General features: G+C 69.9%; 18 protein-coding genes and 2 pseudogenes. 13 read left to right on the plus strand and 7 right to left on the minus strand.

The window, feature by feature from the left end:
* Positions 1-18: 18 nt before the first annotated feature.
* On the minus strand, positions 19-696 hold the full coding sequence (locus DNK56_RS28520; RefSeq protein WP_111338652.1) for a potassium channel family protein: 678 nt from the start codon (positions 694-696) through the stop codon (positions 19-21).
* Positions 696-1,364: a potassium channel family protein gene (locus DNK56_RS28525; protein WP_111338653.1), complete on the minus strand. Its 669-nt coding sequence runs from the start codon at positions 1,362-1,364 to the stop codon at positions 696-698. The genes DNK56_RS28520 and DNK56_RS28525 overlap by 1 nt, the downstream gene beginning before the upstream one ends.
* 310 nt (positions 1,365-1,674) lie before the next feature.
* On the opposite strand from DNK56_RS28525, the gene DNK56_RS28530 reads away from it, so the two are divergent.
* Together DNK56_RS28530 and DNK56_RS28535 are read left to right on the plus strand one after the other, a co-directional pair.
* A complete protein-coding gene (locus DNK56_RS28530; RefSeq protein WP_111338654.1) occupies positions 1,675-3,726 on the plus strand; it encodes an APC family permease in 2,052 nt (683 codons plus the stop codon).
* Between the two features lie 114 nt (positions 3,727-3,840).
* On the plus strand, positions 3,841-5,196 hold the full coding sequence (locus DNK56_RS28535) for a class I SAM-dependent RNA methyltransferase (RefSeq protein WP_111338655.1): 1,356 nt from the start codon (positions 3,841-3,843) through the stop codon (positions 5,194-5,196).
* An 813-nt stretch (positions 5,197-6,009) separates the two neighbouring features.
* Here DNK56_RS28535 and DNK56_RS28540 read toward each other — a convergent pair.
* Positions 6,010-6,999: an Lrp/AsnC family transcriptional regulator gene (locus DNK56_RS28540; RefSeq protein ID WP_111338656.1), complete on the minus strand. Its 990-nt coding sequence runs from the start codon at positions 6,997-6,999 to the stop codon at positions 6,010-6,012.
* 199 nt (positions 7,000-7,198) lie between these two features.
* Here DNK56_RS28540 and DNK56_RS28545 point away from each other — a divergent pair, with 199 nt between their 5' ends.
* Entirely contained in the window at positions 7,199-8,812 is a 1,614-nt protein-coding gene (locus tag DNK56_RS28545) for an MFS transporter (protein ID WP_241990108.1), read from the plus strand.
* Positions 8,813-8,942: 130 nt separating this feature from the next.
* On the opposite strand, the pseudogene DNK56_RS28550 reads toward DNK56_RS28545, so the two are convergent.
* Both DNK56_RS28550 and DNK56_RS28555 read right to left on the minus strand, forming a co-directional pair.
* Positions 8,943-9,389: pseudogene (locus DNK56_RS28550) on the minus strand (sporulation protein); the annotation flags it as partial.
* 97 nt (positions 9,390-9,486) lie between these two features.
* Positions 9,487-9,705 carry a hypothetical protein gene (locus DNK56_RS28555; protein ID WP_111338658.1) on the minus strand — a complete coding sequence of 73 codons (219 nt, stop codon included), beginning with the start codon at positions 9,703-9,705 and terminating at the stop codon, positions 9,487-9,489.
* 386 nt (positions 9,706-10,091) lie between these two features.
* On the opposite strand from DNK56_RS28555, the gene DNK56_RS28560 reads away from it, so the two are divergent.
* The 8 genes from DNK56_RS28560 (at position 10,092) to DNK56_RS28590 (ending at position 15,565) form a co-directional block, all read left to right on the plus strand.
* Complete coding sequence (locus DNK56_RS28560; protein ID WP_111338659.1) at positions 10,092-11,429, plus strand: hemolysin family protein; 1,338 nt, start codon at positions 10,092-10,094, stop codon at positions 11,427-11,429.
* Complete coding sequence (locus tag DNK56_RS28565) at positions 11,426-12,433, plus strand: hemolysin family protein (RefSeq protein WP_111338660.1); 1,008 nt, start codon at positions 11,426-11,428, stop codon at positions 12,431-12,433. Before DNK56_RS28560 ends, DNK56_RS28565 begins: the two co-directional genes overlap by 4 nt.
* A gap of 138 nt (positions 12,434-12,571) precedes the next feature.
* Positions 12,572-12,934, plus strand: a complete 363-nt coding sequence (locus tag DNK56_RS36250) for a hypothetical protein (protein WP_241990109.1) — start codon at positions 12,572-12,574, stop codon at positions 12,932-12,934.
* Between the two features lie 55 nt (positions 12,935-12,989).
* Positions 12,990-13,154 (plus strand): hypothetical protein, encoded by a 165-nt coding sequence (locus DNK56_RS36255; RefSeq protein ID WP_241990110.1) that lies wholly within the window; start codon positions 12,990-12,992, stop codon positions 13,152-13,154.
* 352 nt (positions 13,155-13,506) lie between these two features.
* Positions 13,507-13,701, plus strand: coding sequence for a ribbon-helix-helix protein, CopG family (locus tag DNK56_RS28575; protein WP_111338661.1), 195 nt, complete (start codon positions 13,507-13,509; stop codon positions 13,699-13,701).
* Complete coding sequence (locus DNK56_RS28580; protein WP_111338662.1) at positions 13,698-14,090, plus strand: type II toxin-antitoxin system death-on-curing family toxin; 393 nt, start codon at positions 13,698-13,700, stop codon at positions 14,088-14,090. Before DNK56_RS28575 ends, DNK56_RS28580 begins: the two co-directional genes overlap by 4 nt.
* 521 nt (positions 14,091-14,611) lie before the next feature.
* Positions 14,612-15,223 carry a hypothetical protein gene (locus tag DNK56_RS28585; RefSeq protein WP_111338663.1) on the plus strand — a complete coding sequence of 204 codons (612 nt, stop codon included), beginning with the start codon at positions 14,612-14,614 and terminating at the stop codon, positions 15,221-15,223.
* A 6-nt stretch (positions 15,224-15,229) separates the two neighbouring features.
* Positions 15,230-15,565, plus strand: a complete 336-nt coding sequence (locus DNK56_RS28590; RefSeq protein ID WP_111338664.1) for a winged helix-turn-helix domain-containing protein — start codon at positions 15,230-15,232, stop codon at positions 15,563-15,565.
* Positions 15,566-15,670: 105 nt separating this feature from the next.
* On the opposite strand, the gene DNK56_RS28595 is transcribed toward DNK56_RS28590, so the two are convergent.
* On the minus strand, positions 15,671-18,865 hold the full coding sequence (locus DNK56_RS28595; protein WP_111338665.1) for a M20/M25/M40 family metallo-hydrolase: 3,195 nt from the start codon (positions 18,863-18,865) through the stop codon (positions 15,671-15,673).
* Positions 18,866-19,322: 457 nt separating this feature from the next.
* On the opposite strand from DNK56_RS28595, the pseudogene DNK56_RS36260 reads away from it, so the two are divergent.
* Positions 19,323-19,754: pseudogene (locus DNK56_RS36260) on the plus strand (carbohydrate binding domain-containing protein); the annotation flags it as partial.
* Between the two features lie 246 nt (positions 19,755-20,000).
* Positions 20,001-20,918: a chitinase gene (locus DNK56_RS36265; protein WP_241990193.1), complete on the plus strand. Its 918-nt coding sequence runs from the start codon at positions 20,001-20,003 to the stop codon at positions 20,916-20,918.
* A gap of 94 nt (positions 20,919-21,012) precedes the next feature.
* On the opposite strand, the gene DNK56_RS28605 is transcribed toward DNK56_RS36265, so the two are convergent.
* Entirely contained in the window at positions 21,013-21,288 is a 276-nt protein-coding gene (locus DNK56_RS28605; protein ID WP_111338667.1) for a metal-sensitive transcriptional regulator, read from the minus strand.
* Positions 21,289-21,387: the final 99 nt, after the last annotated feature.

Below are 21,387 nucleotides of genomic sequence, written 5' to 3' on the forward strand. Positions count from 1 at the left end.
CGGGCCCCTTCCGCGTACTCAGTCCTCCGGATCGCCCCGGCGCACCGACAGCAGATCCTCCAACTGCTCCTCGCGCGCCTGCGCGGCCACGAACAGCAGCTCGTCACCCGCCTCCAGGCTCTCCTCCGGGCTCGGCGTCAGCACCCGCTGACCCCGGATGATCGTCACCAGCGAGGTGTCCTCCGGCCAGGCGACGTCCCCGACCTGCGTACCCGCGAGCGCCGACTCCGGCGGCAGCGTCAGCTCCACCAGGTTCGCGTCGCCGTGGCTGAAGCGCAGCAGCCGGACCAGATCGCCGACACTCACCGCCTCCTCGACCAGCGCCGACATCAGACGCGGCGTGGAGACCGCCACATCGACGCCCCACGCCTCGTTGAACAGCCACTCGTTCTTCGGATTGTTCACCCGCGCGACGACGCGCGGCACGCCGTACTCGGTCTTCGCCAGCAGCGAGACGACCAGGTTCACCTTGTCGTCACCCGTCGCCGCGATCACGACGTTGCAGCGCTGCAGCGCCGCCTCGTCCAGCGACGTGATCTCACAGGCGTCCGCCAGCAGCCACTCGGCCATCGGCACCCGCTCCACCGAGATGGCGGTCGGCGCCTTGTCCACGAGCAGCACCTCGTGCCCGTTCTCCAGCAGCTCGCCCGCGATGGAACGCCCCACCGCACCGGCCCCGGCAATCGCGACACGCATCAGTGACCGCCCTCCTCGGGGCCCTCGGCGAAGGCCGCCTCGACCTTCGCGATCTCGTCCGTACGCATCATCACGTGGACGAGGTCGCCCTCCTGGAGCACCGTCTGCGACGACGGCAGCATGGCCTCGCCCAACCGGGTGAGGAAGGCGACGCGTACGCCCGTCTCCTCCTGGAGCGTGCTGATCTTGTGGCCGATCCAGGACGGGGTCGTATGCACCTCCGCGAGCTGCACCCCGCCGCTCGGGTCGCGCCACAGCGGCTCCGCGCCCGAGGGCAGCAGCCGGCGCAGCATCTGGTCCGCCGTCCAGCGCACGGTGGCGACCGTCGGAATGCCCAGGCGCTGGTACACCTCGGCCCGCCGCGGGTCGTAGATCCGGGCCGCCACGTTCTCGATGCCGAACATCTCGCGCGCCACCCGGGCCGCGATGATGTTGGAGTTGTCGCCGCTGCTCACCGCGGCGAACGCGCCGGCCTCCTCGATCCCCGCGTCCCGCAGGGTGTCCTGGTCGAATCCGACCCCGGTGACGCGGCGTCCGCCGAAGCCGGAGCCGAGGCGCCGGAACGCCGTGGGGTCCCGGTCGATGACGGCGACCGTGTGCCCCTGCTGCTCCAGGGTCTGCGCGAGAGCGGCTCCCACTCGCCCGCAGCCCATGATGACGATGTGCACCTTGCGCCTACCTCGCAGTCCTGGTCTTCCGGCTGACCTGCGAAAACACCCTGCTCACACTCTTTCCTCGGCTGGCCGGGCAAACAACGGGGCAACGGGGTGCCCCGTCGCCCGGCATTGAGCTTATGCCGGGCCCGTCGCGGCGCCTCATCCGAGTGGCCCCCTCGCGCGGCGGAGCCGGGCGGCGGGCGGGCGCGGCGCAAGGATCGCGTTAAGGATTCCGCGGCGTTTCCGGCCGAGCGCAGGAGATTGGCGGGCCACGCACGTCAGGCGGGGGCGGGCTCCATACGGAACCCTTACGATCCTCAGCGTGTCCAAACTGACCGACGTGCCCAAACGGATTCTGATCGGGCGGGCGCTGCGCAGCGACAAGCTGGGGGAGACGCTCCTCCCCAAGCGCATCGCCCTCCCCGTCTTCGCGTCCGACCCGCTGTCCTCGGTGGCGTACGCACCCGGAGAAGTCCTTCTGGTGCTGTCCATCGCGGGCGTGTCGGCGTACCACTTCAGTCCCTGGATCGCCGTCGCGGTCGTCGTCCTGATGTTCACGGTGGTCGCCTCCTACCGGCAGAACGTGCACGCCTACCCCAGCGGCGGCGGCGACTACGAGGTCGCCACCACCAACCTGGGGCCCAAGGCCGGGCTGACCGTGGCCAGCGCCCTGCTGGTCGACTACGTGCTGACCGTCGCCGTGTCGATCGCCTCCGGCGTGGAGAACCTGGGCTCCGCGATCCCCTTCGTCGTCGAGCACAAGACGGCGTGCGCGGTCGCGGCCATCGTGCTGCTGACCCTGATGAACCTGCGCGGGGTCAAGGAGTCCGGCAAGCTCTTCGCCATCCCCACGTACCTCTTCGTGGCCGGCGTCTTCATCATGCTCCTGTGGGGCGCCTTCCGCGGGCTCGTCCTCGGCGACACCATGCACGCCCCCACCTCCGGCTACACCATCAAGGCCGAGCACCAGGGGCTGGCCGGCTTCGCGCTGGTCTTCCTGCTGCTGCGCGCCTTCTCCTCCGGCTGTGCGGCGCTCACCGGCGTCGAGGCGATCAGCAACGGCGTACCCGCGTTCCGCAAGCCGAAGAGCAAGAACGCCGCGACCACGCTGGCGATGATGGGCCTGCTGGCCGTCACCATGTTCTGCGGCATCATCGCGCTGGCCATGGCCACCGACGTCAAGATGGCCGAGAACCCGGCGAAGGACCTGATCAGCGACGGCCGGCCGGTCGGCTCCGGCTTCGTCCAGGACCCGGTCATCTCCCAGGTCGCCGCCGCGGTCTTCGGCGACGGCACGTTCTTCTTCGTGATCCTCGCCGCTGCCACCGCCCTCGTCCTCTTCCTCGCCGCGAACACCGCGTACAACGGCTTCCCGCTGCTCGGCTCGATCCTCGCCCAGGACCGCTACCTGCCCCGCCAGCTGCACACCCGCGGTGACCGGCTCGCCTTCTCCAACGGCATCGTGCTGCTGGCCGGCGCGGCGATCGCGCTGGTGGTCGTCTACGGCGCCGACTCGACCCGCCTCATCCAGCTGTACATCGTCGGCGTGTTCGTCTCCTTCACGCTCAGCCAGACGGGCATGGTCCGGCACTGGAACCGCCATCTCGCCGTCGAGAAGGACCAGGCCAAGCGCCGCCGCATGATCCGCTCCCGCGCGATCAACACCTTCGGCGCCTTCTTCACCGGTCTGGTGCTCGTCGTCGTCCTCGCCACCAAGTTCACCCACGGCGCCTGGGTGGCGCTGCTCGGCATGGTGATCTTCTACGGCACGATGACCGCGATCCGTAAGCACTACGACCGGGTCGCCGAGGAGATCGCCGCCGACGAGACGTCACCGGACGAGTCGATCCGCCCCTCGCGGGTCCACGCCATCGTCCTGGTCTCCAAGCTCCACCGCCCCACCCTGCGCGCCCTGGCCTACGCCAAGCTGATCCGTACGGACCATCTGGAGGCGCTCTCCATCAGCGTGGACGCGGCCGAGACGAAGGCCCTGCGGGAGGACTGGGAGCGGCGCGGCATCAACGTGCCGCTGAAGATCCTCGACTCGCCGTACCGCGAGGTGACCCGCCCGGTCATCGAGTACGTCAAGGGCCTGCGCCGGGAGAGCCCGCGCGACGTCGTGAGCGTGTACATCCCGGAGTACGTCGTCGGCCACTGGTACGAGCATCTGCTGCACAACCAGAGCGCCCTGCGGCTCAAGGGCCGGCTGCTCTTCACACCCGGTGTGATGGTCACCTCGGTCCCGTACCAGTTGGAGTCCTCCGAGGCGGCCAAGAAGCGCGCCCGCAAGCGCGCCAACTGGTCGGCTCCGGGCTCGGTACGCCGGGGACCGGTGGAGCGCCGGAACTCCAAGGAGCCGACGCCCAAGGTGTGAGGGGCCGAGGCGGGGGAGCCGTCCGTGGTCGGCGGCCCGGCCACACCCACGTAGACTCGTAGGTTGTCGTCCGGCCGCCGGCCGTCCCCCTTCCCTCCCTGGAGCCATCCCCTCATGCAGAACGAATCCACGTCGCCGCAGACCGGGGAGACACCGCCGGAGTCGCTGGTCGGACGGGAGTACGAGGTCGAGGTCGGCCCGGTCGCGCACGGCGGCCACTGCATCGCGCGCACCGACGAGGGCCGGGTCCTGTTCGTCCGCCACACGCTCCCCGGCGAGAAGGTCGTCGCCCGGATCACCGACGGCTCCGAGGACTCGCGCTTCCTGCGCGCGGACGCGGTGGAGATCATCGAGGCGTCCAAGGACCGGGTGTCGGCCCCCTGCCCCTTCGCGGGCCCCGGCAAGTGCGGCGGCTGCGACTGGCAGCACGCCAAGCCGGGCGCCCAGCGCCGCCTGAAGGGCGAGGTCGTCGCCGAACAGCTCCAGCGCCTGGCGGGCCTCACCCCGGAGGAGGCCGGCTGGGACGGCACGGTCGTACCGGCCGAGGGCGACAAGCTCCCGGCGGGCGAGGTGCCCGCCTGGCGGACCCGCGTCCAGTACGCCATCGACGCGGACGGCCGCGTCGGCCTGCGCAAGCACCGCTCGCACGACATCGAGATCGTCGACCACTGCATGATCGCCGCGCCGGGCGTCTCCGAGCTGGGCGTCGAGCAGCAGGACTGGCCGCAGATGGCGACCGTCGAGGCGATCGCCGCCACCGGCTCCCACGACCGCCAGGTCATCCTCACCCCCCGGCCGGGCGGCCGCCTCCCCCTGGTCGAGCTGGACAAGCCGGTCTCCGTCCTGCGCGTCGACGAACGCGACGGCGGGGTGCACCGCGTCCACGGCCGCGCCTTCGTCCGCGAACGCGCCGACGACCGCACGTACCGCGTCGGCTCCGGCGGCTTCTGGCAGGTCCACCCCAAGGCCGCGGACACCCTGGTCCGCGCGGTCATGCAGGGCCTGCTGCCCCGCAAGAACGACACCGCCCTCGACCTGTACTGCGGCGTCGGCCTCTTCGCCGGCGCCATCGGCCAGCGCATCGGCGAGAAGGGCGCGGTGCTCGGCATCGAGTCCGGCAAGCGCGCGGTCGAGGACGCCCGGCACAACCTCCGCGACCTGGACCGGGTCCGCATCGAACACGGCAAGGTCGAGCAGGTCCTGCCCCGCACCGGCATCACCGAATGCGACCTCATCGTCCTGGACCCGCCCCGCGCGGGCGCCGGCAGGTCCACGGTGAAGCAACTGACCACCCTGGGCGCCCGCCGCATCGCCTACGTCGCCTGCGACCCGGCCGCCCTGGCCCGAGACCTGGCCTACTTCCGCGACGGCGGCTACCGCGTCCGGACCCTGCGAGCGTTCGACCTGTTCCCGATGACGCATCACGTGGAGTGCGTGGCGATTCTGGAGCGCACTACAAAGGGCGTCTGAACTGCTGTTTCTTGTGAATCGGCCAGTATGGCCGGGCGTGCTCGACCTGTTTCCTGAAGTACACGGCGTGAAGCGCGTCGTCTGGTGACGAACGCCGTCTGACCTGGCGTTCAGGGATTGTGCCGGGATGGCGATGCGCTCTTCGCCTCTCTCGGCAGGAAGGGAGGCTGACCGTCTCGACGCTCAGTTGACGCTCGTCCTGATGGATCGTCATCGATCGGGGCGCTGGTACTGCCGTTCGGTCTTCACCCTGTCGTCGGGTGGTCACAGCGGAGGGCTGCATGGGTCCCGGCCTGTCGATCGCCGCCGCGATCGCCGAGGGCACGGCGGACGACTGGAACTCGACACGCTACCCGGCGAGGGCTGCACGTTCCGACTCGTCCTGCCGGCCCGGTCTGCGGAGCAGGCAACCAGGTGACACCTCCCCCGGCTTCAGCCGGGGCGGGAGTCACAGCCAGTTCCTTCGTGCAGCCGTAGGTGACGTACGAGGCCCTGACCGAGGATTCGTCCTCATGCTGGGCCCGGAGCATCACGATGGCCACCCACGACCAGTGGGGCCTGGCGCGGCTTCGCCGAGCATGGGCGCTCACGCCGTGTGCACCGTCTGACCGGACTACGTTCTGACCGGGACTACGTTCCGACCGGACTACGTCGGGGCACTGCGGGCCCCGTCCGAGGACGGCCGGTGCCGCTCATTTGACGGTCCAGCCCCGGAAACCAGCGGAGAAGGGCGTCCGGCCCGGCACTCCGCACTGCGGGTGGTCGACCCGCCGTCGAGGACGTCCCCGATGGTCACGAGCAGGCCGAGACCCCTTACCGGGGCGCCGCGATCAGCCGTCCCTGAGAGACGAGTGAGGCGGCCTGCTTGAGGGAGCGCAGCCGGACGCTGACCGTGTAGCCGGTGACCCCGGGCACCGTCGCCAGCCGGCGGCTGAGCCAGTCGTAGAAGTCGGTGATGTCCGTGCACATGACGATGGCCATGAGGTTCTGTGTCCCGGTCGTGGCGCAGGCGAACACGACCCGGGGGAGCGCGGCGACGGTCGAGCCCGTCTCGTGCAGCCGCGCGGGGGAGGTGGTCAGCCAGAGGGCGGCGCTGAAGGGGTAGCCCAGCTTCTCCAGGGCCAGGTCCACGTCGTAGAACAGGGTGCCGGAGCGCTCCAGTGCCTCCAGGCGCCGCGCGACCCGTCCGGTCGTCCAGCCGGTGCGGCCGGCGAGCGTGGCCTGACTCGCTCGGCCGTCCTCGGCGAGCGCGCCGAGCAGGGCGGCGTCCTCCTCGTGCGGTTCGAGCGGCGGGCCCTGAGGGGTGGTGCGCGGGTGGTGCTCGCGGAGGTGCCTCACCGCCTCCTCGGGGAGCGACGGGCCGAGTTGCCCCCAGCCGGCGCCGGGCGGGGAGTAGGTGTGCAGAGTCATACGTGTGTCGATCTGCAGCACCCCCGGTGTGCGGGCGAGCTGGCGCAGCACCTCGGGCATTCGCCCCTCGTAGGGTGTTGCCATCGAGCACACGATCTCCGAGCCGCCGAACGAGATGTGCGCGAAGGAGACATCGGGAAGCCGCGTCAGCGCCTCGGCGCAGGCGTCGATCCGGTCGGGGCGCAGGGAGATCCGGACCACACTCGCCACCAGACCCTGCACCGCCGGGTTGACGAGTCCCACCACCCGTACCGTCCCCGTGCGGCGCATCGTTCGGTAGCGGCGGGCGACGGTCTGCTCCGACGCCCCCACCACCTCTCCGACCAGCCGGAACGGTGCCCGGGGGCTGATGTGGAGTGCGTGGAGGATATGACTGTCCAGAGTGTCGGCCATGGAGCAAGTATGCGGCGAGCCTGCCCCTGGTACGGGTTTCCTTCGGTTCCGTGGGTCCGATTTGATGGAAAGCCCTCCTTCGGTGAAGACTCGGGTGGGCGCTTGACACTCGTTCCCGGGCCCCCGGCCGACGACGTCCCGCGCGGCCCTCCCGTCCTTTCCCCGCGGCGCCGGATCCCGGCGCCGCGAAGGAGTTGTGTTGTCCCAGTCACCGTCCTCCGCCGTGCATCGTCGCGGCGCGACCATCGTCCTGGCCTGTCTCGGGGTCTTCGTCGCCTACCTGCCGGTGACCAGCGTCTCGGTCAGCCTGACCGCCATCCAGTCGGCGCTGTCCGCGACGACCTCGCAGCTGACCTGGGTGTCGGACGCCTTCGTGCTGCCGATGGCGGCCTTCATCCTCACCGCCGGGATCTTCGGCGACGTACACGGCCGGCGCAAGGTCTTCGTGGCCGGACTGCTGCTCTCCGCCGCCGGCGCGGCCACGTCGCTCACCGCGCACTCCATCGGCCAGCTGTGGGCCGGGCAGGCACTGTCCGGACTGGGCGCCGCCGCGCTGCTGCCCACGACACTGGCCCTCATCAGCCACGCCGTACCCGACCACCGTGAACGCGGGAAGTTCATCGGCATCTGGGCGATGTGCCTGCTGGGTGCGCTCGCCGTCGGCAGTGTGCTGGCCGGGGTGATCCTCAGCCACGCCGGTTGGCGCTGGATCTTCCTCGTACCACTCCCCGCGGCCCTCGTCGCCGTCGTCATATCGCTGCGGTCCCTGCCGGAGTCCCGCGCACCGCGCGCCGGGCGGCTCGACTGGGCCGGGCAGATCACCGCGGCGCTCGCCATCAGCGCGCTCGTGTACGGCGTCATCGAGGGCGGCGCGGGCTCTTTCGGCGACACGCAGGTCGTCGTCGTGCTCGCCGTCGCCGCAGTCAGCGGCGTTCTCTTCGTCGTGACCGAGCGGCGTTCCGCGCACCCGATGCTCGACCTCGCGCTCTTCCGCAGTCCGGGCTTCACCGCCACGGCCCTCGTCGCCATGATCATGTTCATGGGCATGATCGGCTTCTTCTTCGTGCTGAGTCTCTACTTCGGCATGGTCCAGCGGCTCGACACGCTCGGCACCGCCTGGCGGCTGCTCGTGATCACCGTGGCCGCGCTGATCGTCAGCGGTGTCGCGGGGCGCGTCATGCACCGGTTCTCCCCGCGCCTCATGATGACCACGGGGCTGCTCGTGTCGACGGCCGCCCTGCTCACCCTGCTCGACGCCGGCGCGGACACCTCCTTCGCCTCGTTCTCCTGGCGGCTGTTCCTGCTGGGTCTGGGCATGGGGCTGGTGACGACGCCGATGACGGCCGTCGCCGTGGCCTCCGTACCGCACCCCCTGGCCGGGATGGCGGCGGCGGGCAACAACGCCTTCCGCCAGGTCGGCGGAGCGCTCGGTCCCGCGGTGCTCGGCGCCCTCCTCACCAGCCGCGCCGTCTCCTCCCTCCCCGGCCACCTCGCCGACGCGGGGGTGAACGGCGCGGTGGCAGACCAGGTCACCGACGCGACGCGGGACGCCGGCCTCGGCGCGGTGGGCTCGATGGACCTCGGTCCGCAGACCGGCCAGGTCTTCGGCGCGGTCGGTGACGCCTTCCTCGACGGCATGCGCCTGTGCCTGATCGTCTCGGCGGGGCTCACGTTCCTGGCGGCGGTCGTCGCCTTCGTCCTCCTCCACCCCCGCCTGGGACGCAAACGCTCGGTGAACGTCACCGGCGAACCGGCCACGCAGGTGCCCGGCGGCACGGATCGGCACGAGGTCGGCACGGGGACACCTGCTTGACAGGGGCCCCTCGGCCGCGCCTGACCGGATGGCGTACCGCCGGGTGGTGTAAGAGATCAAGGCGCGGGAACCCGCAGGTCATCGGGCTGGAGCCGTTGGTTCAGGGACGTGACTCGCGTGAGTTGGGACCTTCGGCGGCAAGCTCGGCGACGGGCAGGGCCGTGACGGTGCGCTGGTCGAGGTCGCCCTTGTCCTTGGCGCCGGCGACCGCCGGCTCGGCGCGCACGCCGAGCGCGACGCCCAGCGGCTGTCCGTACAGCTGGGTGATCGGCGTCTCCCAGGGCAGCGTGATGCGGAAGGGCACACTGCACGGTTCTTCCGCCCCGAGCCGGAAGCCGCCGCCGACGGTGAACCGGTCGAAGACGACGACGCCCTCGCTCTCCCCGTCCTCGTGCTCCGCCTCGACCCGGGCCACCAGCTCGAGTGTGATGTGCTCGATGTCGAAGTCGGCCTGCCCGCCCTTGAGGTGAACCCGGCCGGTCAGCGTGGAGCCGGGCAGGCCGGGAGCCGGGTCGAGAACCGTGTCGACCGTGGGGGCGCCCACACCGAGCGAGCCGAGAAGTCGCTTGAACACCATAGTGGTGTCCACTCCTTGTGCGTACTCGTGTTCCATGAAGTGGCGCCGTCCGGCGGGAAGGATGTGGACGGACGGCGCCCCCCCCGCGTGTCGGGGACTACTTGGCGGTTTCGAGAGCGGCGAGTGCCTGGGCCCAGCGGACGTACTTCAATTCGGCCAGGTCCGCCACCGTCTTGACTCCGAACGCCTCGTCGAGCAGTTCGCCGTCGCGGTCGGAGACGCCCTTCAGTGCCGCGACCGGAGCGGCGAGTATCTCCGGCAGGCTCTTGTCCGCCCACGCCTTGTCCAGCACCTTGTCCAGATCGATCGAAGCCATGTGTGTCTCCAGGGAGTGCGGCCAGGGTCGCCCCCGGACCTGTTTCTACAAATGTGTAGAAGTATAGAGTCGGTCCGGCGGGCAGGGGGCGCGCTCCGGCCGGCCCCGCCCGGAAAGGCCGAAAGGCGCTCCTGACCTGGCCAGAGACCACTCACGAGGGGGTCTCGCCTTCGGCCACCTGTCGGGACGGAGTAGGCAGCGGGCCCGACACAGGGTCGGCACGCGGCGATGCCGGGAACCCGGTTTCGGGCAGAATCGTTTATATGTCCGCACGTCTAGTGAGGGAGCCAGAGCTTGTCCGCCAGATCGACGGACCCTTCGGGGCACAGTCCGCGACCATTGCGCCCGGTACTTCCTGAGCACGGCGCGCGGCGGGGTGGTGCGGGATGAGCGCCGTGGAAGCCTGGCTGGGTGTGCTGGCCGTGTTCGTGCTGACCGCGGGTACCGGCTACTTCGTCGCCCAGGAGTTCGCCTACGTCTCGGCCGACCGGCTCGCTCTCGCGCGTGAGGCCGAAGGGGGCGACAAGAAGGCCGCCCGTGCTCTGAAGGTGCTGGGGCGGCTGTCGTTCATGCTCTCGGGCGCCCAGCTCGGCATCACGGTGACCGGTCTGGTGGTCGGCTTCATTGCCGAGCCGTCCGTCTCCGTGCTGCTGCGGCCCGTGCTCTCCGGCATCGGCATCCCCGACGGCGCCGTCACCGGCATCTCCGTCGTCCTCGCCTTCGTCCTCGCCACGGTCGTGCAGATGGTGTTGGGCGAGCTGGCCCCGAAGAACCTCGCCATCGCCGTCCCGGAACGGCTGGCCAAGGCACTGGCCGGTTCCACCCTGGGCTACCTGAAGGTGGTCGGCCCGGTCGTCCGGATCTTCGACGGGGCGGCCAACAGGCTGCTGCGCGGGGTCGGCATCGAACCGGTCGAGGAACTGCACCACGGCGCCACCCTGGAGGAGCTGGGCCACCTGATCGGAGAGTCTCACGAACGGGGTGAGCTGCCGCGCGGCACGGCCGAGCTGCTCGACCACGCCCTGGAGTTCTCCGAGCGGACGCTGCACGAGGTGATGGTGCCGCGGGCCGACGCGGTCTTCGTCCGAAAGGACGCCACGGCCGCCGAGGCCGTCACCCTCATCGCCCGGCACGGCCACTCCAACTACCCCGTACTCGGCGACCATCCGGACGACGTCGCAGGCGTACTGGGCGTCCGGGAGCTGATGAGGCTGCCCGCCGGGCAGGCCACCGCCGCCACGGCCGGGGCAGCGGCCCGGCGTCCGCTGCTGCTGCCGGACACCTTGCCGCTGCCGGATGCCGTGGCGCGGATGCGCGAGGACGACGACGAGTTCGCCGTCGTCCTGGACGAACACGGAGGCGTGGCCGGCGTCGTCACCTACGAGGACATCGCCGAGGAACTGGTGGGTGACATCGCCGACGAGTCGGACACCGTCACCGAGGTGGCCGTCGCGGACGGCGAGGGCTGGCTGGTGGATGCCGGGCGCCGCCTGGACGAGGTGGCCGAGGCGACCGGCGTCGAGCTGCCCGAGGAGGACGACTACGAAACCGTGGCCGGGCTCGTCATCGACCGGCTGGGGCGCTTTCCGACGATCGGGGACCGGCTCACCGTGGAGCTGCGTGAGGGTGGCAGCGCGGTGATCGACGTACGCACTCTGGACCGGCACGTGCCCGAACGGATCCGGATCGAGCGGCTGGCCGAGAAGGCGGAGGAGCAGGCATGAGTTTCCCGACGGCGCTCTTCGTCACCGTCCTGCTGCTCGTCGGCAGTGGGTTCTTCGTCGCGGCCGAATTCGCGCTGGTCGCCGCCAAGCGGCACCGTATGGAGAAGGCCGTGGCCGACGGGCAGCGCGGCGCCAAGGCCGCGCTGGCCGGCATGCGTGAGCTCTCGCTGATGCTGGCCGGCGCCCAGCTGGGCATCACCGTGTGCACCCTGGGTCTGGGGTCCGTGTCCAAGCCCGCGATCTCCCACGAACTGGACCCGCTGCTGCACAAGCTGGGCCTGCCCACCGCGCTCAGCTACGGCGTGGCCTTCGCCGTGGCGATGATCGTCGTGGTGTTCCTGCACATGGTCCTCGGCGAGATGGCCCCCAAGTCCTGGGCCATTGCCCACCCCGAGCGCTCCGCGATGCTGCTGTCCGCGCCCTTCCGCGCCATCGTGACCGCCGTACGACCGCTGATCGGGGTCCTCAACCGGATCAGCAACGCCCTGGTCCGTCTCTGCCGGGTCACCCCGCGCGACGAACTGGCCTCTGTCCACAACCGGGAGCAGCTCACCCACCTGGTGGAGGAGTCCGAACGACTCGGCCTGATCAGTGAAACGGACTCCGATCTGCTGACCCGGTCACTGACCGAGCCCGAGACGCCCGTACGCGACCTGATGGTCCCGGCCGCCGACATCGTGGCCGTCGACGCCGACGCCGACGCGGAGCAGATCGTGAGTCTGGCCGCCGCTCACGGCCGCACCCGGCTGCTGGTCCGCCAGGGCGACGCGATGCTCGGCTCGGTGCATGCCCGCGATGTCCTCGTGGCGCGAGCGCAGGGGCGGGCAACCGGCGCCCGCGCGCTGGCACGGCCCGTGCCCGAACTGGCGGAGGACGCCACGGTCGCCGAGGCGATCGAGGCCCTACGCCGGCGCAGGGCGTCACTTGCCGTGGTCCACGACGGCGCAGGACGACTCACTGGCATCGTGACCCTGGACGACCTGCTGGCCCGCTACCTCCGGTAGAACGACTTGGCCGACGTGGTCGAGGCCGAGCCTCTGCGGGGTTCGGCCTCGGCTCTTCCTGTGTTGATCTCGTGGCAAAGCGTGATCGTCATCGGTTGAGCCGCTTGCGCTTGCGCGGGGCATGAGCACAATCGACGCGTGCAGATCTTGTCGTCTCCAGAAGCAGCCACTTCCGCCGACCTGCGTGTCCAGGTGAGAGAGATCCAGGAACAGGCATGGCCGTCCGAGGCGGGGCCGGACGCTCCTGTGGCCACCCCCACCCACGATCCCGCACTGCGGCCGTTGTCGATGCTGCTTGTGGGCGAGGGAACCGTGCTGGCCGCGCTGGACATCCTGTTCAAAGAGATCGTCCGTATCGGCCGGCGTCTTTCTGCCGGTGGGCTGAGCACGGTGGTGACGAGCAAGCAGGCACGTGGCCGTGGGTACGGTCGGCGGTTGGTGGCAGCGGCGCGGGAGAGGATGGACCGCCCAGGGCCTGGACTTGGGCCTGTTCACGTGTGATCGCCCCTTGCGGCCGTTCTATGAGAGCGCCGGTTGGCGTGTGCTTCCGGGAGCCGTGCTCATCGGAGGAACGCCGCAGGCCCCCTTCCCCAGCGATCAGCCCGGCTTCGACAAGGTCACGATATCGGGCTTCTTCTCGGCCGCGGGCCGTCAGGCGCAAGCGTCGTTCCGTCACTCCCGCATCGAGCTGTATCCAGGGGAGATCGACAAGCTCTGGTGATCGTCGCCGACCCGTCAGTTGCCGGCGGGCCGGCGTGCAGGTGAACCGCCCTGACCCCAGCGAGCGGATCGTGGAAGGTGCAGGCTTCGTCGACCACGGGTCTCGACCGAGTCGAACCGAGCCGCGTTCTTGCGCGGCCGAGGGATCCCGGTGCCGAGGACGGCGGTGCTGTCGGTCATGCGGAACACCTGACCGTGACACTGGCTGACCTGGGGTTATGTGAGATCCTCCCTCTCGAGACGTGTTTCCGATGACGCACCATGTGGAGTGCGTGGCGATCCTGGAGCCTGCGGACAAGGGTGCCTGACCCTTTGGCGCTCCCCCTCAGATACCAGTCCGGTATCATTGCTGTATGGCGATGACACTCCGGCTCCCCGAAGACCTTGACGCGAGGCTCACCGAGCGGGCTCGTCGGGAGGGCCGCAGCAAGCAGGAGCTTGCCATTGAGGCGATCCGCGACGCCCAGGACCGGGCCGAGCTGAAGGTCGACGACGTCCTGGCCGAGCTGATGGACAGTGACGCGGAGATCCTGGACTACCTGAAGTGACCGACGTGCGCTACATCCAGATCGACGAGATTCTGGCCATCGCTCGCACGGTCAACGCCACCGAGCACAGCGTGCGTGACATGGGACTTCTGGTGTCAGCGATCGAACGGCCCCGGACGAACGTGTTCGGGGCCGAGCTGTATCCCACGCTGCACGAGAAGGCGGCTGCCCTGCTGCACTCCGTCGCTCGCAATCACGCGCTGATCGACGGCAACAAGCGCACCGCCTGGCTTGCCATGCGTGTCTTCCTGCGCTTCAACGGTGTCAGCGCCGGCACCGCCCCGCCACCCGTCTGCGTGGCCGGCCCGTTCGTCGAGGAAGTCGCGCAGGACAACATCGACGTACCGGCTATCGCGAAGCGCCTCGCGACATGGTTCCCCGTTTCCTGACGCTTGAGACTCCTGCGGGCCCGGCCGGGTTCGTTGCTGCGCTGGGTTCGGTCATGGGGCTATCGGGCCGGTCGCGGCCAGTTCGGGGATTGACCGGTGCCGGTCCGTCAGCGGTTGACCGTACTCGGCGCCGTTACGTGATTCCGACTTCTCCATGCGCGCTGAGGAATTGGCGGCGGCTTGCTCCGAAAGCCGGGTCCAACGGCGCATGAAACCTCCGACCGGGGACGGGTCGAACAGGTCCGTCGCGTACTCCACGACCACCTCGGTGCCGACCGGGTCCGTGGCCGGATCGCGATTCGGCGAGCGAGAGCGACATGTCGGAGCGGAAGGTTCCGGTGCTCGCCGCGCCCGACCATACCAGCCCGCCGAAGAGTCCGACAGGGGCGCTCGGGGCGCCGGCGGTTGTCCGGCGCCGGGTCGCCAATGAGTCTGCAGTTCAGATCTGTTTGTCTCGCAGACCTATTGGGTAGCCTTGTCGTCAAGGATCACGACGAGGACTCCGACGAGAGGAGTGCGGCATGGCCGGGAACAGCGGCACAGGGGGAACGGCGGGCCTGGACCGGGTTCGCTTCATCAGCGCCCACTACGAGATGCTGCAGGGCACGGTGGTCGTCCCGGCTCTGCTGGTGTTCGCCTTCGTGCTGTTCGCGGGCACCCCGGCCGCGCCGGGGCTCGACACACCCGTCTGGTACGGAGGCGTGGTGGCCGCCGGGCTGGTCGCCACCCTGCTGGCGGTACGGGCCAACCGCAGGTTCACCGACACCTACGGCGATGTGCGCCCCAAGCGCCGCGTGGGGCAGCGGATGATCCTCCTCACCGTGCTGGGCACCGTGCTTGTCGGCGGGCTCCACGCGCTGGACCTCGACACGCCGGTCAGCCCCGAGGGGCTGGCGGTTTCCGTGGTGCTGCTGGGCTGCGCGGTCCGGCTGGGCCCCCTCGCGCTGCCCGTCCGACTGGTCGGCGGCCTCGGCCTGGTGGCCGGACTGCTGCCGCCGGCCTCGATGCTCGGCACCGACCGGCATCCGCTCTCGGTCGTCGAGTACCTGCTGGCCCTGGTCTGTCTCGCGGGCGCGGCAGTGGCGCTGTGGGGCAGGCTGATCGTCCGGCGCAGCCTCGCCACGGAGGAGTGAGCGGCGGTGGGTACGCCTTTCGAGGAACTCGCCGGCCTGGACCGGCTCATTCACGAACCCGGCCGGCTCGCCATCGTCTCGGCGCTGGCGGCGTGTGACAGTGCCGACTTCCTCTTCCTGCACCGGGTCACCGGACTCTCCCGGGGCAACCTCAGCGCGCATCTGACCGTGCTGGAGAAGGCGGAGGTCGTACGCGTCACCAAGGGGTTCTCCGGCAAGCGCCCGCGCACCTGGGTCGAACTGACGCCGCACGGGCGGCAGGCCGTCGCGGGGTACTGGGAGGGCATGGGCCGGCTGCGGGGCATGGTCGCCGAATGGCGACGGGAGAGCGAGGCCGAATGAGGCCGCCCGGCCGTCCGTGACGTCGCGGATCGCGGCGGCCGAATGCCGGAGCCCGGCCGGCTTCCCTGGGGGAGGCCGGCCGGGCTCGTCGTCACTCAGTGGCGGTTACAGGCGCTGCCACAGGGCCGGGACGTTCGGCGGGTCCCAGCCGGGGTAGGCGGTGTGCCCCTGGATGCAGCGGTAGCGGACGCCGTTGTAGGAGACGATGTCCCCCGCGGCGTAGGTCGCTCCGAGCTGCCAGGTGGTCTCCCCGGTGTCACCGGGCACCGTCAGGGTGTACGTGGTGGTGTGGGTGACTTCACCGGTACCGGTCAGGGTCAGCGTGTAGCGGCCGCCGGCCGTGCCGTCCGCCACGTTGACGGTCGCGGTCGACGTCTGGCCGGAGGTGACCGACGACGGGCTGAAGCTGACGGTCACACCGGTGGGCAGGTTCGACGCCGAGAGGTTCACGGACTGCGCGGAACCACTCGTGGTGGCCGTGGCGACCGAGACCGTGGCGGACGAGCCGGGGCTCACCGTACCGGCCGACGGGTTGGCGTTGATCGAGAAGTCGTTGTTCGGGGTGGGCGTGTCCCCGACCGCGGTCTTCCAGATCGTGTAGGCGATGCCGTCCGCGGCGCGGTTCAGCGCCGTGGCGTTGATGTTGCTCGTGGTGTCGCACGAGGAGTGGTAGCAGGGGTCGTACGAACGACCGGCCGTGCCGCCCCACTTGTTCGCTTCCGCGACCGACTTCGTCGCCGAGGCGCCGGTGGCGTAGCCGGAGGTCGGGATGCCGACCATCTGGAACGAGTAGTCGTCCGAGCGGCCCTGGCCCTCGACGTTCTCCTGCGGGGCGAGACCCAGCGAGTCCCAGTACGCCTTCATCGGCGCCGCGGCGGTCGAGTTCAGGTTGTTGACGAAGTAGCCGGCGTTGGTCGACGCGATCATGTCGAAGTTGTAGTACGCCTTGATCTTCGCGCGCTCCGTGCCGGACAGCGTCCGGGCGTAGAAGTCGGAGCCGTTCATGCCCTGCTCCTCGTCCGTCCACCAGGCGAAGCGGACCCGGTTCTTCATGGACGGGTCGTTCTGCGCCAGGCTGAGGGCGGTCTCGAGGAGTGCGGCGGAGCCGGAGCCGTTGTCGTTGATGCCGGGGCCCGCGGACACGCCGTCCAGGTGGGCACCGAACATGTAGACGCTGTTGGCGTCGCCCTTCGGCCACTCGGCGATCAGGTTGTTACCCGCGCCGGCCGAGCAACCGGAGGTGCAGGTCTGCTCGGTGACCGTGTAGCCGGCCGCCTCCAGCTTGCCCTTGACGTAGGCCAGCGAGGCCCGGTAGCCGTTGGTGGTGGCCCGGCGGTTGCCGCCGTTCTGCTGGGCGATGGTGTACAGCTGGGAGAGGTGGCCCTGCACCTTCGCCACGTCGATGTCCGGCGGGGTCGTCGGGGTGCCGCCGCCACCGACCCGCAGCACGTACTGCGCGGTGTGCGTCTTGTCACCGCTGCGGCCCGTGACCGTGATCGTGTACGAGCCGGCGGCCGTGCCGGACGAGGTGGTGACGGTCATGGTGGAGTTGCTGCCCGAGGTGACCGTGGACGGGCTGAACGAGACGTTCACCCCGGACGGCGCGCCGGAGGCGGTCAGCGCGATCTGCTGGGAGCCACCCGACACCGTGCCGGTGGTCACCGTGGTGCTGGCCGACGAGCCCGGCTCCACGCTGCCCGAGGCGGGGCTCAGCGCCAGCGAGAAGTCGGTCTGGGTCGCGGTACAGGACGGGTCGCCCGGCTGGGCGCCCACGCTGATCGCGTTCCACGCGGCCTTGGTCCGGTCGAACAGGGCGCAGCTCGCGTCCATGTTCTTCGCGGCGGTCAGGGTGGCGGTCCGGTAGCGCTTGTACGTCATGCCGCTGGTCTTGAGCAGCATGCCGCCGTAGAAGATCTTGCCGGCGTTCTGGATGCCGACACCGGTGACGCTGGAGCCGTCGCAGGTGGAGCTGGAGGGCTTGCCGCCGCCGGGGTTCGAGCCCTCGGCGAGCAGGTAGAACCAGTGGTTGAGCGGGCCCGCCGCCGCGTGCTCCTCGGTGTTCGGGATGGAGGAGGAGTAGCAGGAGGGGTGGCCGAGCGCGCCGGGGTTGTACATGTTGCGGATGGGGCCGCGGCCCTGCAGGTTGACCGACTCGCCGACGGTGTAGTCGGGGGTGTCGTAGCCGGAGGGCTGGTTGGCGTACGCCTCGGTGAGGGCGCCCATGATGTCGCCGGTGGCCTCGCCCAGACCGCTCTCGTGGTTGGCGCCGCCCGGCGTGAACGAGTCGAGCCCGTGCCCGTACTCGTGGGCGACGACGTCCATACTGGCGATCCACTTGTTGGCGCTGTTGTGGCCGATGGTGACGGTGGAGCCGTCCCAGTAGGCGTTCAGCTGGTTGAGGCCGACGCGGGTCGGCCAGCTGCCGCCGTTGCCGTTGTGCCCGTTGCGGCCGAGCCATTCCTTGAGCATGTCCGACTGCTTCTGCGCCGCGTACATGACGTCGACACAGCCGGTCTCACGGCTGGACGCGTTGCCGGTGCCCCAGCTGTCGGTGGACTTGGTGAACAGACCGCCGTTGTAGTCCGAGCACTGGAGTCCGGGGCGCGTGGTGTCGCGCAGTACGTACTGGCTGCCCGAGCGGGAGGTGTCGATGCTGAGCGGGTTCGGGCCGTTCCACTCGCTGTTGCCGGTGCCGGCCCGGACGTCGTCGTAGGTGTCGACGACCTTGCCGGTCTGCGCGTCGACGAAGACGTGCAGCTTGCTGGGCACGTTCTTCTTCGTCTGGCCCGTCAGCACGGTCTCCCAGACGAGGACCGGGTGGTCGTTCTCGATCCGGACCACCAGGCGCGGGGCGTCGGCCTTCTTGACCTTCGCCAGCCGGGAGCGGCTGGTCGAGGCGGCCTGCTTCGCGGTGACCTTCGCCGTGGTCGGTACGGAGATCCTGGCCGTGGTCGCGGACTGCACCGAGCGGACCGTGCCCTCGCCGTCGGCGAGCACCACGGCGTCGCCGCCCACCACGGGCAGGCCGTTGTAGGTGCGTTCGTACGCGACCGCGAACAGGTTGTCGGTCCAGGGGATGACCTGGCTCCGGTCGTAGCGGTCGGCCGGGCCCTTCGCCAGCGAGTCCACGCCGCTGCCCGTGGCGCGGTCCGCGGCGGCCACCGCCGCCTCGACGGGCGAGGGTCTGGGCTTGCTCACCGGGGGTGAGGACGCCGGGGCGGCCGCGGCGAAGGGTATCGGCGACACCACCCCGAGGGTCATGGCCAGAGATGCTCCGGCCACCGCCAACTTCTTCAACATCAGGGCTCCTTGTGAGAGGTGATGGAAACCATCACAAGATTTGTCATGGGTATGACAAATCCAACTTCCATGGGAGCGGGTGGAGTTGTCAGGTTCCCACCCGCCGGACCGGCGTGACGTGCTGCCGGACAGGCCGCACCCTCACACTCGACCGGGCTTGCGTTCAAGCGATTCGGCGGGCGGTGACCCGTCTGTCAAGTTCCGGCAAGTGGCAGGTCGGATTGTCACCCGTCTTTGGTCCAGACCTATTGACGGGCCCGTCCTCCGCTTCTACGATCCCGTCGATCGCCGCACTGCATATCCCCAGTTCGTGCGTCCACGCCCCCCTCACGCACGCTCACGCCCACGGCACGTGGCGAGAATGGAGCACAGCATGTTCCGTCGGAGGATTCGTACTCTCCCCGAGGCGGAAGCCGGGCATTCGACCGCCGCCCGCACCCCCCGCAGCTCGACCGTCATGACCCGTACGCTCGCCGGGGTGAGCGCCGCCACCGTCATCGGCGCCTGCGTCACCCTGGTCGGCACCGGTTCGGCCGGCGCCGCCACCACCAACCTGGTGACCAACTCCGGCTTCGAGAGCGGACTTTCCGGCTGGAACTGTGCGAACGGTTCGGGTGTGGTCACCAGCAGCCCCGCGCACTCCGGCTCGTCCGCGCTGAAGGCCACGCCGTCCGGCCTGGGTAACGCCCAGTGCACCCAGACGGTCAGCGTGCAGCCCAACTCGAAGTACACGCTGAGCGCCTTCGTCCAGGGCAGCTACGTGTACCTCGGCGCCAGCGGCACCGGAGCCACCAGCGAGCCGTCGACCTGGACCCCCAGCTCCGCCTCGTACAAGGAGCTGAGCGTCGACTTCACCACCGGCGCCAACACCACGTCGATCACGGTCTACCTGCACGGCTGGTACGGGACGCCCGCCTACTACGCGGACGACGTGTCGCTCACCGGCCCCGGTGGCTCGACGCCCCCGCCCACCTCCGAGCCGCCCACCTCGGAGCCGCCCACCGCGGAGCCGCCCACTTCCGAGCCGCCGACGTCGGAGCCTCCGACCTCCGAGCCGCCCACCTCCGAGCCCCCGACCTCGGAGCCTCCGGGTGACGCCACGTGCGCCACGAAGCCCAAGCCGACCGGCAAGGTCCTGCAGGGCTACTGGGAGAACTGGGACGGCGCCTCGAACGGCGTCCACCCGGGCATGGGCTGGGTGCCCATCTCCGACAGCCGGATCAAGCAGCACGGCTACAACGTCATCAACGCCGCCTTCCCGGTGATCCTCTCGGACGGAACCGTCCTGTGGGAGGACGGCATGGACGCGACCGTGAAGGTGTCCACGCCGGCGGAGATGTGTGAGGCCAAGGCGAACGGCGCCACGATCCTGATGTCCATCGGCGGCGCGACCGCGGGCATCGACCTCTCGTCGAGCAAGGTCGCCGACCGCTTCGTGGAGACGGTCGTCCCGATCCTCAAGAAGTACAACTTCGACGGGATCGACATCGACATCGAGACCGGTCTGTCCGGCAGCGGCAACATCAACACGCTGTCCGCCTCCCAGTCCAACCTGATCCGCATCATCGACGGCGTGCTCGCCAAGATGCCGGCCGGTTTCGGTCTGACGATGGCGCCCGAGACCGCGTACGTCACCGGCGGCAGCGTCACCTACGGCTCCATCTGGGGCTCGTACCTGCCGATCATCAAGAAGTACGCGGACAACGGCCGCCTGTGGTGGCTGAACATGCAGTACTACAACGGCAGCATGTACGGCTGCTCCGGCGACTCGTACAGCGCCGGCACCGTGGAGGGCTTCGTCGCCCAGACCACCTGCCTCAACAACGGCCTGACCATCCAGGGCACCACGATCAAGGTGCCCTACGACAAGCAGGTGCCCGGCCTGCCGGCCCAGCCCGGCGCGGGCGGCGGCTACATGGCGCCCAGCCAGGTCAGCCAGGCATGGAACTCGTTCAACGGCTCGCTCAAGGGCCTCATGACGTGGTCCCTCAACTGGGACGGCTCGAAGGGCTGGTCCTTCGGCAACAACGTCAAGGGCCTCCAGGGCCGCTAGGCCCGAAGCGACAACCTGATCCACCCCGTCGACCGGAGCCGTCCACCGCCGCAAGGCGGCCGGACGGCTCCGGCCGCACGTTCCGGCCCCGCCGTCATGCCAGGGAGAGGAACAGTTTCTCCAGGCGGGTGCGCATCTGGTTGCGGTCCACGGTGGGCTGCTCCTCGGCCATGCACTGCTGAAGGCCGGTCGCGATGATCGCGAAGCCCGCCCGGTCGAGCGCGCGCGAGACCGCCGCCAGCTGCGTGATCACGTCCTCGCAGTCCCGGCCTTCCTCGATCATCTTGATGATCCCGGCGATCTGGCCCTGCGCCCGCTTCAAACGGTTGAGCGCCGACTTCAGCTCCTCGGCCGCCATGTCCAGCTGCACGGTACCTCCCTTTTCATACCCCGAGGGGTATAGCGTACCGCGTTCGGTGCCCGACCGGCCCGGACCGCCGTGCCCGGCCTCCCCGTACGGCGTACACCC

Source organism: Streptomyces sp. AC1-42W, from assembly GCF_003248355.1.
GTDB lineage: Bacteria > Actinomycetota > Actinomycetes > Streptomycetales > Streptomycetaceae > Streptomyces.

Coding starts and splice junctions, on each gene's coding strand:
- DNK56_RS28520 (WP_111338652.1), bottom strand. CDS start 696: ATGCGTGTCGCGATTGCCGGGGCCGGTGCGGTGGGGCGTTCCATCGCG.
- DNK56_RS28535 (WP_111338655.1), top strand. CDS start 3,841: ATGCAGAACGAATCCACGTCGCCGCAGACCGGGGAGACACCGCCGGAG.
- DNK56_RS28540 (WP_111338656.1), bottom strand. CDS start 6,999: ATGGCCGACACTCTGGACAGTCATATCCTCCACGCACTCCACATCAGC.
- DNK56_RS28555 (WP_111338658.1), bottom strand. CDS start 9,705: ATGGCTTCGATCGATCTGGACAAGGTGCTGGACAAGGCGTGGGCGGAC.
- DNK56_RS28560 (WP_111338659.1), top strand. CDS start 10,092: ATGAGCGCCGTGGAAGCCTGGCTGGGTGTGCTGGCCGTGTTCGTGCTG.
- DNK56_RS28565 (WP_111338660.1), top strand. CDS start 11,426: ATGAGTTTCCCGACGGCGCTCTTCGTCACCGTCCTGCTGCTCGTCGGC.
- DNK56_RS28575 (WP_111338661.1), top strand. CDS start 13,507: ATGGCGATGACACTCCGGCTCCCCGAAGACCTTGACGCGAGGCTCACC.
- DNK56_RS28585 (WP_111338663.1), top strand. CDS start 14,612: ATGGCCGGGAACAGCGGCACAGGGGGAACGGCGGGCCTGGACCGGGTT.
- DNK56_RS28595 (WP_111338665.1), bottom strand. CDS start 18,865: ATGTTGAAGAAGTTGGCGGTGGCCGGAGCATCTCTGGCCATGACCCTC.